Annotated in this window: 13 protein-coding genes; 3 read left to right on the forward strand and 10 right to left on the reverse strand. The window is 59.6% G+C overall.

Annotation, left to right across the window (positions count from 1 at the left end; all coding sequences use genetic code 11):
• Positions 1–12 precede the first annotated feature (12 nt).
• From gyrB to FJ248_02960, 7 genes are all read right to left on the reverse strand, one after another.
• On the reverse strand, positions 13–2,490 hold the full coding sequence (gene gyrB / locus FJ248_02930) for a DNA topoisomerase (ATP-hydrolyzing) subunit B (GenBank protein ID MBM4119841.1): 2,478 nt from the start codon (positions 2,488–2,490) through the stop codon (positions 13–15).
• Between the two features lie 7 nt (positions 2,491–2,497).
• Positions 2,498–3,628, reverse strand: coding sequence for a DNA polymerase III subunit beta (dnaN, locus tag FJ248_02935; protein ID MBM4119842.1), 1,131 nt, complete (start codon positions 3,626–3,628; stop codon positions 2,498–2,500).
• A 4-nt stretch (positions 3,629–3,632) separates the two neighbouring features.
• Positions 3,633–4,970 (reverse strand): chromosomal replication initiator protein DnaA, encoded by a 1,338-nt coding sequence (gene dnaA, locus FJ248_02940; GenBank protein MBM4119843.1) that lies wholly within the window; start codon positions 4,968–4,970, stop codon positions 3,633–3,635.
• Between the two features lie 351 nt (positions 4,971–5,321).
• Complete coding sequence (locus FJ248_02945) at positions 5,322–5,609, reverse strand: hypothetical protein (GenBank protein MBM4119844.1); 288 nt, start codon at positions 5,607–5,609, stop codon at positions 5,322–5,324.
• A gap of 20 nt (positions 5,610–5,629) precedes the next feature.
• Complete coding sequence (locus tag FJ248_02950; protein ID MBM4119845.1) at positions 5,630–5,977, reverse strand: DsrE family protein; 348 nt, start codon at positions 5,975–5,977, stop codon at positions 5,630–5,632.
• 22 nt (positions 5,978–5,999) lie between these two features.
• Positions 6,000–6,320, reverse strand: coding sequence for a DsrE family protein (locus FJ248_02955; GenBank protein MBM4119846.1), 321 nt, complete (start codon positions 6,318–6,320; stop codon positions 6,000–6,002).
• A gap of 133 nt (positions 6,321–6,453) precedes the next feature.
• Positions 6,454–7,710: a histidine--tRNA ligase gene (locus tag FJ248_02960; GenBank protein ID MBM4119847.1), complete on the reverse strand. Its 1,257-nt coding sequence runs from the start codon at positions 7,708–7,710 to the stop codon at positions 6,454–6,456.
• A gap of 202 nt (positions 7,711–7,912) precedes the next feature.
• Between FJ248_02960 and FJ248_02965 the strand changes: the two genes are divergently transcribed.
• Entirely contained in the window at positions 7,913–9,397 is a 1,485-nt protein-coding gene (locus FJ248_02965) for an alternative thymidylate synthase-like protein (protein ID MBM4119848.1), read from the forward strand.
• 8 nt (positions 9,398–9,405) lie between these two features.
• Positions 9,406–10,446, forward strand: a complete 1,041-nt coding sequence (locus FJ248_02970; protein ID MBM4119849.1) for a tetratricopeptide repeat protein — start codon at positions 9,406–9,408, stop codon at positions 10,444–10,446.
• 187 nt (positions 10,447–10,633) lie between these two features.
• Here the strand turns inward: FJ248_02970 and FJ248_02975 are convergent, their stop codons facing one another.
• Entirely contained in the window at positions 10,634–10,909 is a 276-nt protein-coding gene (locus FJ248_02975; protein MBM4119850.1) for a hypothetical protein, read from the reverse strand.
• 55 nt (positions 10,910–10,964) lie between these two features.
• Here FJ248_02975 and FJ248_02980 point away from each other — a divergent pair, with 55 nt between their 5' ends.
• The gene (locus FJ248_02980) at positions 10,965–11,435 is read left to right on the forward strand and encodes an MEKHLA domain-containing protein (GenBank protein ID MBM4119851.1); all 471 of its coding nucleotides are present in this window, start codon (positions 10,965–10,967) and stop codon (positions 11,433–11,435) included.
• Here FJ248_02980 and FJ248_02985 read toward each other — a convergent pair.
• Both FJ248_02985 and FJ248_02990 read right to left on the reverse strand, forming a co-directional pair.
• Complete coding sequence (locus tag FJ248_02985) at positions 11,428–12,699, reverse strand: MFS transporter (GenBank protein MBM4119852.1); 1,272 nt, start codon at positions 12,697–12,699, stop codon at positions 11,428–11,430. The genes FJ248_02980 and FJ248_02985 overlap by 8 nt on opposite strands.
• A 3-nt stretch (positions 12,700–12,702) precedes the next feature.
• Positions 12,703–12,909 carry a DUF1653 domain-containing protein gene (locus FJ248_02990; GenBank protein ID MBM4119853.1) on the reverse strand — a complete coding sequence of 69 codons (207 nt, stop codon included), beginning with the start codon at positions 12,907–12,909 and terminating at the stop codon, positions 12,703–12,705.
• Positions 12,910–12,921 lie beyond the last annotated feature (12 nt).

Genomic DNA, 12,921 nt, shown 5'->3' on the forward strand with positions numbered 1-12,921 from the left:
GGCAACTAATTACTACACATCCAGATTGCGCACTTCGAGGGCGTGTTTCTGGATGAACTCGCGGCGCGGCTCCACTTCATCGCCCATGAGCACGGAGAAGATCTCGTCCACGCCGGTCATGTCTTCGAGTTTCACTTGCAGCAGGGTGCGCTTCTCCGGATCCATCGTGGTTTCCCAAAGCTGGGTCGGGTTCATTTCGCCCAGCCCCTTGTAGCGTTGGATGTTGAGGCCCTGCTTGCCAATGTCGAGGATGGCCTTTGCCAGCTCGCCCGTGCTCGCGTACTGTGTCTCGGTTCCTTTTGCTTTGAGCTTGTAGGGTGGGTGGCCGAGACCGATCGCTGACGGCGCCAGCTTCTGTAACTCGCGGAAGTCGGCGGAGGCGACGACGTCGTGCGTGATGTCCTGCTCGCGGGTGAGGCCGTTCGCCTGCACCTGGCAGAGGATCTTGCTGGAGCGGTGCTCTTCGTCATCCGCGATATCCACCGTGATGTTGGCCTTGGGATAGGCGAGCGTGAGGCTCTTTTTAATGTTGGCAACGGCCTTTGTGAGCACGGTTTTGTTTTTCAGCATCTCGCGATCGAGGCCGGGCTCGTCCACCACCATGCGAAGGATGCTGGGTTCGTACTGTTTGCTGCCCAAGCGAGACAGTAGTTCCTCGAACTGAATCATCTTCTTGAGCACGGGAAGCAGGCGCCGACCGCCCACGAAGCCCTGCCCCTCGATCGCCGCCTCCACATCTTCGACGGCGAGATCGGAGAGGTATTCGTTGAGCGCCTTTTCGTCCTTGAGGTATTTCTCGCTTTTGCCCTTCTTTACTTTGAAGAGCGGCGGCTGGGCGATATAGATGTAGCCGCGCTCGATCAGTTCGTGCATCTGACGGTAGAGGAAAGTCAGCAGCAGCGTGCGGATGTGGCTGCCGTCTACGTCGGCGTCGGTCATCAGGATGATCTTGTGGTAGCGGGCCTTGGCGACGTCGAACGATTCCTTGTCCTTCTCGTCCTTGCTCTCTTCGTCAGCGCGCGCCCGGCCGATGCCGGTGCCCAGCGCCATGATGAGCGTGCGGATTTCGTCGCTCGTGAGCATCTTGTCAAAGCGCGCCCGCTCGACATTCAGGATCTTCCCCTTGAGGGGCAGGATGGCCTGGAATTTCCGGTCGCGGCCTTGTTTGGCTGAGCCTCCGGCCGAGTCGCCCTCGACGATAAAGAGCTCGCTGTGAGCCGGGTCCTTTTCCGAACAATCGGCCAGCTTGCCGGGCAGCGAGCCGCCATCCAGCGCGCTCTTGCGCCGGATAAGCTCCTTGGCCTTTCGGGCCGCCTCGCGCGCGCGGGCCGCTTCCAGTGCCTTGGCGATAATCTTGCGGGCGACGGACGGGTTTTCCTCGAAGTAGGAGCCCAGCGCCTCGTTGACGGCCGCCTCAACGATGCCCTTCACCTCGCTGTTGCCCAGCTTGCCCTTGGTCTGGCCCTCGTACTGCGGGTTGCGGAGCTTCACGCTCACGACCGCCGTGAGGCCTTCGCGGACGTCGTCGCCAGTGAGCGATTCGTCACCCTTCTTCAGCAGCTCGTGGGCGTTGGCGTAGCCGTTGATCGTCCGCGTCAGGGCCGCCTTGAAACCGACCAGATGCGTGCCCCCTTCGCGCGTGTTGATGTTGTTTGCGAAGGAGTACATGTTCTCGGCGTAGCCATCGTTGTACTGAATGGCGGCTTCGAGCATGACCTGGTTCTTTTCCATCTCGACAAAGATCGGCTTATGCAGTGGCGTCTTGGCACCGTTGAGATGCTCGACGAAGGAGATAATGCCGCCTTTGTACTTGAAGGTCTGCTCCTTCTGCTTGCGCTCGTCCTTGAGCGCAATCTCGAGCCCCTTGTTCAGGAAGGCCAGCTCGCGCAGGCGCTGGGCGAGCACGTCGAAGCTGAACTCCAGCGTCTCGAAGACCTCGCCGTCCGGCTTGAAGGCGACCTTGGTGCCACGCTTCTTCGTCGTGCCCGTGACTTTCAGCGGCGCGGTGGGCTTGCCCCGCTCGTAACGCTGCTCGAAGACCTGCCCCTCCTGCCAGATTTCCAATTCCAGCCATTCTGAGAGCGCGTTAACGACGGAGATGCCGACACCGTGCAGGCCGCCGGAGACCTTGTAGGCCCCCTGCTCGAACTTGCCGCCTGCGTGCAGGACAGTGAGCGCGACCTCCGCCGCAGACTTCTTCTGCGTGGAATGCATGCCGGTCGGGATCCCGCGGCCGTTGTCCACGACCGTGACGCTGCCATCGATATGGATCGCGATCTCGATCGTTTCGCCGAAGCCGGCCATGTGCTCGTCGACGCTGTTGTCCACGACCTCGTAGACGAGATGGTGCAGGCCGTCCACGCCGGTGCTGCCGATGTACATGGCGGGCCGCTTGCGGACGGCATCCAGCCCCTCCAGCACCTTGATCTGGTCGGCGCTGTAGCTGTCGGACTTCTGGTCCGGCTGATCGTTTTTGACGTCCTCGGCCATGCAGCTCCTACACCTTCACCGGCATCACGACACAGGTGAAGCCGGCGTTGCCCGGCTCGCGGATTAAACAGGGACTCAGCGGCGCGTCCATCTGCATCGTCACGGATTCGCCATCCACGACGCCCAAAACGTCCAGCAGGTACCGCGCATTGAAGCCGGTTGTGAGCGCCTCGCCCTTGTACTGGGCGGGGAGCTCCTCGGTAGCCTCGCCGAAATCCGGGTTGCTCGAAAAGAGCGTGATCTTGCCCGACGCGAAGGTCACTTTGACGGCATTGGTCTTGTCGCGGGAGAGAACTGCCACGCGGCGCAGCGCGCCCTCCAGGTCGGGCTTGGAAACGGAGATGCGCTTGTCCGTCTCCTTTTCCTTGGGGATGACCTGCTGATAGTTGGGATAGGTCCCCTCCATCAGCCTCGATGTGAGAAGCAGGCCGCTTTTGCGGAAGATCATTAGGTTTTTGGTAAAGCCAATGAGCGGCTCGCCGTTGCCCTCTTCGAGCAGGTGCCGCATCTCCAGCGCCGCCTTCTTTGGAATAATCGCCTTGATCTCCTTGGGGCCCTCCTTGCCGGCGGGCTGACTTGTTTCCTGATCGGCCACGGCCAGGCGGTGCCCATCGGTGCCGACGAGCCGCAGCGTCGTCTTTTTATCCGAGACGGTCAGCGTGATAAGCAGGCCGTTGAGGATATAGCGCGCGTCGTTGTCACCGACGGCGAACAGCGTCTTCCTGATGAGATTGGCCAGGCCCGCGCCCGAGAGCGGCGTCAGCCCCTCGCGCTCAATCGCCGGCAGGGCAGGATACTCCGTGCTGGGCAGGCCCACGACCTTGAACTGGCTCTTGCCCGATTGGATGGTCGCCCAGTTGTTGGCCCCCACGGTCAGCTCGATCTCGCCGTCCGGCAGTTCCTTGAGAATCTCGTACACCTTGCGGGCGGAGAGGGTGATGGAGCCCGGCTCCTTCACGGTCGCCTTGTAGAGGCCGCGCATGCCCAGCTCGAGGTCGGTCGCGATGATATCCACGCCGTCGGCCTTGGCTTCGAGCAGGATGTTGGAGAGAATCGGCATTGTGTTGCGCTTCTCCACCACGCCCTGCACCCGCTGCAAGCCCGTCAGCAACTCCGTTCGCGCGATTCGCAGTTTCATCGGGTTACCCCTTTGTGATCTGCTCTTTCAGACTCTCAAGCGTGGCGTTCACCGTGCTGTCCGCGGCCCTGGCTTTGGAAATCTGCTTGCACGCGTGAATGATCGTCGTGTGGTCCTTGCCGCCGAAGTGCTGGCCGATCTCCGGGAAGGAGGCGTCGGTCAGCTCGCGGCAGAGATACATGGCGATCTGCCTCGGATAGACCAGTGTCTTGCTTCGGCGCCGGGACTTCATATCGGAAATCTTCACGTGGAACCGGTTGGCCACGATTGCCTCGATGTCGTCCATCGAGACGATCTTCTTTTTTTCGCCGATCAGGTCCCGCAGCACGTTCCTGGCCATGTCCAGCGCGACCGGCTGTCCGGTCAGCGAGGCATAGGCCCCGAGCCGCACCAGGGAGCCTTCCAGCTCACGGATGTTGCTCTTCATGTTAGCCGCGAGGAATTGGATGACTTCGTCGGGGAGCACGATGCCTTCGTCGTCCGACTTCTTGCGAAGAATGGCGATGCGGGTCTCCACGTCGGGCGGCTGCAGGTCTGCGATCAAGCCCCAGCCGAACCGCGACTGCAGGCGTTCCTCGGTGTTGGCGATTTCCTTGGGTGAGCGGTCGCTGGAGAGTACGATCTGCTTGCGGGCCTCATAGAGCGTGTTGAAGGTATGGAAGAATTCCTCCTGCGTGCGCTCCTTACCGGCCAGGAACTGCACATCGTCGATCAAGAGCATGTCGATGTTCCGGAACCGCTTCCGGAGATCCATCATCTTGTCGTAGCGGATGGAGTTGATCACTTCGTTGGTGAATTGCTCGGTTGTCACATAGGCAATGCGGAGATCGGTGGTCTCGGCGATGTGGTTGCCGATCGCGTTGAGCAGGTGCGTCTTGCCGAGTCCCACGCCCCCGTACAGGAAGAGCGGGTTGTACGCCTGGGCCGGGGATTCCGCGACAGCTAGACAGGCCGCATGGGCGAACTGGTTGCTGGCGCCCACGACGAAGTTCTTGAACGTGTACTTTGGGTTCATGGGCGAGGCGCGCCGTGCCCGACTGGCTGGGACGACTCGTGCTGTCGAAGCCCGTCCTTCCGCTGCCTTCATGGCCGTGTTTTCAGTGGTCACGAACGCTACGGACAAGGGCGGCCCGTTTTGAGCCGCCGCCAAGGCCTCAGACAGAAGTCCTTTGTGGTGTTCCATTAGCCATTGGCCAAAGAATTTGTTCGGGACCTCGATCTGAGCGGACGAATTCTCGATTCCCTTAAGCCTGGTCGGCGTGAACCAGGTCTCGAAAACCTGCTTTGAAACCTTGGTTTCGATGTACACCAAGGCCCGCTCCCATACGGAGTTTAAACTCATACTCCATCTCCTTCTGTATTCACAGATTTATTAACACCTGTGAATAAGAATAAATGTTTAGAAACACCATATATCTTGTCACTTGTAATCATATCAACCAATATGTGGTAGTGTGATGGCTTATTACAAAATTTGAGTTTCGTGCCTTCTTTTACTCCTTGATCTACCCACCTTCTCTACTTTATCCACAGATTACTGAAGCCCTCTTCACGCCTAATCAGAAGCCTCTTCACTTCTCTCTACACATGATCGCGTAATCAGAACTGCGCACCGGTGCTTCGTTCAACTCCTGTTTCCACATATTCACAACCATTACTCCTATCCCTTCCTACTCCGGCTATCTTTCTTCATCTACGCAACCAATCCAGAAATAAGGATTGAGGATAGTGACAATACCGTCACCGTATCGGCCTCAAAAATCATGCGCAGCATGCCCTGATAGGAAACAGTAGGGAGAGAAGACGAACTACTCCTGGCCGGTGCGTCATTAGATAAAGCAAAGACACGATCAAAAGTGCCACCTGGTTGGTTTACACCGTCCTGAATGAGCAAGAGGGAGGCTTCCTCCTGGGCAGACTCGGCGGACGGAAGAATATCTTGATCAAAAGCCCCACGGACAATATATAAAGTCTTTCTCATTCTGGTTTCCCCAAAGACGCTCAGAACACCAAAACCCGATCGGAAGCCACCACGCTCGAACGGATGGCCTCCAAGGAGGATTCGGTCAAACAAAAATCAGAATCCATCCCAAACCGCGTAATACTCCCAACCGGAACCAGAAACGGAATTTCGAGATGCTTTAAGGAGGGGAGATACTTTTCAAGTATCTCCACGTCAACAATATCGTCCCCGGGCTCCTCGGCCAGCAATAAGGGAGCCTCACCCAGCAGCACCACCTTCAAAGGATTTTCTCCCGTACTTAACCCCAGCGCGATCCGGAGCGCCTCCACCGGGCGATGCGTCTTCCGAGGATCCTGCCGGATCACGACGATAACACTGGGAGACATGAATCCCCGGAGGCTCCCGCGGTCAGTTAAACGACACGAACCGGTCGCAGCCGTTGATGATATTCGACAGCACGACCAACCCGCACAGCGTCACGCCGGGAGCCAGTGCATCTGTCGCCACGCCATGCTGCTGGCACCCATAAGCGCAGACAAAAAACTTCGCCCCAGAGCCAGACAACCCAATTAAACGCTCATCGTTCAGGTTCCTAACCCCCTCGTCAATCAAGTACAAGTAGACGTCAATATTGGACTTTATGGCTTCCCGGCAGAGCCCGGCCACAGTATCAACATCGGGGCCCGAAGGAGGTGTGGAAAGAAGTACGCCGAGCCTCTTTTTTTCCATCAAAAATCACAAGAAGAGTAAAGATAAAAATAGCAGCAAAAACAACGCGTTATAATTGCTTAGAAGGACGCGCAAACGTACCGTTTTCAACCAAAAAAGTCAACAGGTAAAAACGTATATTTTTGTGCTTATTTTATGCCGAGTTGAGTCGCACGGAGAGATTTTGTGAAGCGGATGAGAGAGGAAATTCGGCTTGTTCTTTCGTGCTCATGTCCCGAATCAAAACAATACACTTGGCAGCTTCGTCATCACCGGCAATTGCCGTCAGCGTTGCGCCCAGACGATCGGCCTGCTTCATATGGGCTTTCAATGTCAAGGCCCGGAAATCCGAATCGGCCCGAACTCCAAGCGCGCGCAATTCGTAGAGAAGACGCAGCCCGGCAGCCCGGCCTTGCGCGCCAAACCCTGCCACATAGACCAGCTTCGGAGGAGCGGAACCGGGCTTGTCGGAAAGCGCCAGCGCGATCCGTTCTAGCCCAACGGCAAAGCCCACGGCCGAGGTTTTCGGCCCTCCCAGCGTTTCCATTAGCCCGTCATAGCGCCCGCCGGCTCCGATCGCGTTCTGCGCGCCCAAGTGCGTCGTCGTCACCTCAAAGGTTGTGAGCGTGTAATAGTCCAGCCCGCGTACGAGGCGCGGATTCAACACATAGGGAATGTCGAGCACCTTCAACCCGACCAGCACTTCGTCGAAATGTGTCCGCGCAGGCGCAGACAGGTGGTCCGTAAGTTTGGGCGCGCCTTCTGTGGCGGTCCGGCACGCCGGCACCTTGCAGTCCAGGACTCGCAGCGGATTGGCCTCCATGCGGCGGCGGCAGTTCGGGCAGAGATTCTCCGTGTGCTGTTTCAAAAATTCCACGAGGGCCGTCTTATACGCCGGACGGTCGCCGGTCTCGCCCAGGCTGTTGATTTCCAGGGTGAGATCCGGGAGCCCCAGCGCCGCAAAGAACCGCCAAAGCAGCGCGATCACCTCGACGTCCGCCGCTGGATCCGCGCAGCCGAACGACTCGACGCCGAACTGGTGAAACTGCCGCAGCCGCCCGGCCTGCGGGCGCTCGTGGCGGAACATCGGCCCGAAGTAATAGAGCTTCTGCGCGGTCGGGGAGGCGGTCAGGTTGTGCTCGATGTAGGCGCGGGCCACCCCAGCCGTTGCTTCGGGCCGGAGCGTGAGCGAGGTCCCGTCCCGGTCCGCGAACGTGTACATTTCCTTTTCGACAATGTCCGTACTGGCGCCGATGCTCCGCGCGAAAAGCTCCGTCACCTCGAAAGTTGGAACACGGATTTCCCGGAATCCGTAGGTCTCCGCGAGGCGGCGGGCAACGGACTCGATAAACTGCCAGCGACCGATCTCGTCGGGAAGAATATCCTTCACGCCCTTGATGCCGCGAATCATGGCGCGACTATAACGGCGGGTCCAGGGCAAGTCAACGCGGGCAGAAGACGTCAATCGTCATCCGTTACCCGTCATTTGGGACGCCGAAAATACCTCGATTCAGTTCTTGCGAATGACGAATCACAACTGACCAATGCCGGGGCCGGCCGCTTGCGCCGTCCCAAAGCCGGGGGTATAGTGCGGCGCAGTCACAACGACAACGATGACACACGACGGACCAGCCAGACGAGTGATCGCGGTCGCACCCCTGCCGCCGGAGAAATCCGCCTACGCGCTGGCGCGCTACAGCCGCTCGGCAGATTCCATTGAGGACAGCCTGCGCTGGGTCCACGCCCATTCGTCGGAAAAATTCTGGGAGCAGTTCTACTTCGCCTACGGCCACGCCTCGATCGCGGATCTAGGCCATGTCACCATTTGCTTCGAGAACATTTCGGAACTGGCCGCAATCCGGCTCGAGGATGAACCGCTCTGGGACGGACAGGCGAAGTCGAGCCGGTATCAAAATTTTGGCCCCAGCGGCTGCTACGCGCCGAATGCGATCCGTGGCACAGAAACGGAAGCCCACTATCGCGGCATCCTCAGCAGCCTCTTTTCCTGCTATGCGCAGTTACACGACCCCTTAAAAAAATTCATCGCAAGCAAAAATCCGAAACCGGCGGACATGAAAGAAGCCGACTACGATCGCGCAATCGCTGCGCGCGCCTTCGACGTCACGCGCTACCTGCTGCCGCTGGCGGTCCGCACGAACGTCGGCCAGGTCGTCAGCATCCGCACGCTGGAGAAACAGATCACGCGGCTGCTCTCCTCGCAACTGCCGGAGTTGCAGATGATCGGGGACGATTTGAAGGATGCCTGCCAGAAACCGCCCATGAACATCTGGGGCGAGCTCTGTGGGCAGGCTGCTCCGGTGGATCCGCTGGCGCGCACGCTGGCCCGGCACGCGCGGGCGAATGAATACCAGGCGTCGGTCTATGTGGACCTGGCCAAGCATGCAAAGGACGTGCTCAAGGGAACCGGATTGGATGAGCCGGGCGCATGGGGCACGGTCGAACCAGTGGAGCTGATCGACGCGCACCATCCTCTCGACGAACTGGCCGCTACGCTTTTGTACCGCGCGAGCCAGGCCCCTTATCGAAAGATTCTCGCCGTTGTGAAAGACTGGTCGGAGAAGCAGAAACAGGAAACGATCGAAGTCGGCTTTCGCAAGCGCGGTCCCTACGACGAGCTGATCCGCGAATTTCGCAGCGGGTATGCGTTTGTGTTCGACATCCTAATGGACATCGGCGGCTGGCGCGACATGCATCGGCACCGCCGTTGCCAGCAGGTGCAGCAGAATTTCACGACGGTGCACGGATACGACGTTCCGCCCGTGCTGGGCGAGGCCGGTCTTGACGAGGATTATCGCGCCGCGATGACCGCGGTGAAGGATGATATCGAACGGCTCCGCAAGGCCAGTCAGGAAGCGGCGCTCTATGCGCTCCCCTTCGGCTTCAAAGTGCGCTGCCTCTTTAAAATGGATTACGCCGAGGTAGAATATCTTTCGAAGCTGCGCTCCGGGGTCAAAGGCCACTGGTCCTACCGCATGATCGCCTGGCAGATGAAGCAGCAGCTCGCTAGAAAATATCCCTACCTGGGCGGAGAAATAGCCGCCACGCCTCCGGACATCGAAGACAGCCTCGTGCGGTAGCGTGCCGCATGACCGATCTCACCACCAGTATTCAAGACGCGATCGTGCGGGGCGACTGGGCCACCGTGGTTCGCGACGCGACACTGTGGATGCAGTCGCTGCAGCGCACCGCCAAGCGCGATCCGCGCCCGGCCTTCGCGCTCAATGTCGTGCACCTGATCCGTGGCGAGTTTGCGGCGGCCTGGAAGGTCCACGCACAGTTTCTTCAGGAGGGGGAGGATCTCACGAAAGTGCGCGAGTGGGTTGAGGCGATGGCTGCGGCACGGACGGAGGACGGCCATATCCAGCTCGTGCTGGGGTTGTTCCTGGCGCAGGGCGGGCAGTCCGAGCAGTCGGTTGAGCATTACAAGAAAGCCGCCCAGCTCGCGCCCAAGTCGCCCTACCCTCATTTTTTCCTTGCGCAGATTCATGAGCGGGCCGACCGACCCGAGATGGCGATCAAGTCCTATCGCGAGGCGGTCAAGCTCGATCCCGCCTACATCGCGGCGCGCACCAATTTGGGCGTGGCGTATCAGGGACAGGACAATCTGGAGATGGCGATCCCGCAGTTCCGCGAGGTGCTCAAGCTCACACCAAACGACGCCAACGCCCACGCCAATCTGGCCTGCGCGCTGGCCGAGCAGGGCAAGCAGGAACCGGCGCTCAAGGAATATCAGGAGGCGTTGCGGCTCAATCCGGACGATGCGGAGATTCATTTCGCGCTCGGGGGCCTTTATGAAACGCGTAATCGAATGGATCTGGCGCTCAAGGAATACGAGGCGGCGATTCAAGTCAAGCCCGACTTCGCACTGGCCCACACGGCGCTCGGCTGGATCGCCTACAATAAAGGGCGGAAACAGGAGGCGCTGGAGGCCTTTAGTAAGTCGCTCAAGTTCGATCCGGAGGATGCCGGGGCCTATCATGGCGTGGCAATGCTCTATGCGGACCGCGGCAAGGGCACGCTGGCAATGGAGCATTTCGCGAAAGCGCTCAAGTTCGAGAAGGACCAGTCCAAGAAGAACGCGATTCTCGCCCACCTGTTTAAAATCGGTGGGACGTGGGATGTGTGAAGACAGGTTACGGCTGAGGTCACGGAAGGCCAATTCGGAAGGTCTTCCCAGACCTTCCCCTCAACCGTGGCCTTGACCTGACCGGGGGGGCGTATTTCGAAAGCCGGCGTAGGCCGATGTTCGCCTGCATGAGGCACAAGCAGAACGCGCCTCACAGAGGACCGGGAGCCAATGCGATCCCGAAGGCTTACAGATCGCGAATCGTGCCTTGAAGCACGGTGATCTGCGTGTGGGGGTCGCCGTTGACCGCGAGCTCGCCGCGGATCTGTTCCTTTAAATAAGACGAGTAGCCGATCTTGTCGACTAGGACGTCGAGAAACCGTTCGGCTGGCAAGAGGGTCTGGGCTTTCAAGGCTTCAAGCGTGTCATCGCTCACCGGTACGTAGGTACTGCCGATGTGCAGGACGATGTTGTAGTGGCGGTCGGTGCCGATGCGCTCGAACCGCAAGCCCTTTTCGTTCACGGTGACCCTCCCAAGGCGGCCCATTGTAGAGAATCAAGATTCGGAAGACAAGACCATGAAAACCGTCGACCCGTGGACCGATCCGGCTGTCATCAACGGGAACCAGCTGCTCCTGAATAGCTTCCGGCACTGGCTGGGGCGTGAGCTGATCGAGCGGAAGGGGAGCCCGGAAGAACAGGCGAAAGCGCTCTATCACGCTCCGTTCGTCGTGGTGTCACACGGCATAGAAGCAGACCCCGTCCTCAAATATGGCAACAAGGCGGCACTGGAATTATGGGAGATGGAGTGGGAACAATTCACACACACCCCGTCGCGCCTCACGGCCGAACCAGTCAACCAGGCGCAACGGGCGCGCATGCTCGCGCAGGCGCAAGAAAAAGGCTTCATCGACAATTACAAGGGCGTGCGGATTTCGGGTAGTGGGAAAAGATTTCTCGTCGAACAGGCGATGGTCTGGAATGTGGTCGGAATAGAAGGAGAACAGGTCGGGCAGGCGGCGACGTTTTCGAAATGGGAGTTCATGTAGCAGGCAGCTCGTCCTCGGGAAGCAGCTTGTATGCGTGCATGTGGGGGCGGATGGCCGGGAGCACTGACCAGAACCAGGCCGCCGCACCGATCGTCAGCAGCCCGCCGGCCGCCACGACAACCGGCGCACCAAACCAGGTCGCCCCAGATCCCGCCAGCAAACTGCTGAAGACCGTCAGCCCTAACGACGCGGTTGTGTAAAGACTGACGATCCGTCCTCTCATTCGGTCCGGTGCCAGCGACTGCAAGAGCGTATTACAACCGGCGAGACTGCTGACCATCCCGAAGCCAATCGCGTAGAGCGCCGCCAACGACACCCATAGGATTGAACTGCTCGCTAGCGCTAGCAGGCCCACGCCGAATCCGGCCACCGACAAGGCAATGGGTGTTCCCAGCTCCTGTATTCTGCTTCGCCGGGCCAGGAGCAGGGCCGCGGTGAGCGCGCCGGCTCCCGTCGCCGCCATGAGCCAGCCGAGACCGTCTGGGCCGATCCGCAAGATGTCCCGTGCAAAGACGGGCAGCAACGTCGCATAGGGCATCGAGGCAATGCTAATAAGGCTCGCGAGCATGAGCAGCGCGCGCACATGCGGCGTGCGCCAAGCGTAGGACAACCCTTCTCGGAGCAATCCGAGGGCGCCGGCCGGATGCTCACTCCGTGTTTGTTTCACGCGGATCAACGCAAGGCCGGCCAACACAATCAGAAAGCTGGCCGCGTTGACCAGAAAGCAATAACCCTCGCCCGCCGTGCTGACGACGACGCCAGCGATCGAGGGACCGATGATGCGCGATGCGTTGAAGATGGACGAATTCATACCAATGGCGGAAGGAATGTCGCGTTTCGGCACCAGATCGGTCAAAAAGGTTTGGCGCGTCGGCACCTCCAGCGCGCTGATCAGGCCCTGCGCCAGCGCCAGCCCGAGAATCCACCAGATTGTGACCAGACCGCTTAATGTGAGCGCGGCGAGCGCGGTTGCCTGGGCCATGAAAAGAGATTGCGTCAAAATCATGAGGCGGTGGCGCGGCCAGCGGTCCGCCAGCACGCCGCCCAGCGGAGCGAATAGGAGGATCGGCCCGCGCGACAGAAATTCCGTTACCCCCAGTAGCAGCGGCGAGCCAGTTAGCCGGTAGACGAGCCAGGCCTGCGCCATGGACTGCATCCAGGTGCCGCAGAGTGAGAGGCCGTGGCCGACGAAAAAGCAGACGAAGTTGCGATGGGCCAGCGCCCGCCAGGGGGAAGCGCGGTGCGCGAGGGAAGAATCAACCACGCACTAATCCTTCACCAGCCGGAACCGCGGCACGGATAGTCCGTTTACCGTGACCGTTTCCAGAAACAACTTCTTAGGCCGCACCCAGAGCCCGCGCTCGCCATAGAGCGCGCGGTAAACGACAAGCTCCTCCTCCGTCTCGCTGTGCCTGGCACAGCCGATGACCTCGTAGTCCTTGCCTTTATAGTGCTGATAACGGCCAGGGGTGATCATGCTTGCTTC

This window comes from Nitrospira sp., from assembly GCA_016873435.1.
Taxonomy (GTDB): Bacteria; Nitrospirota; Nitrospiria; order Nitrospirales; family Nitrospiraceae; genus VGXF01.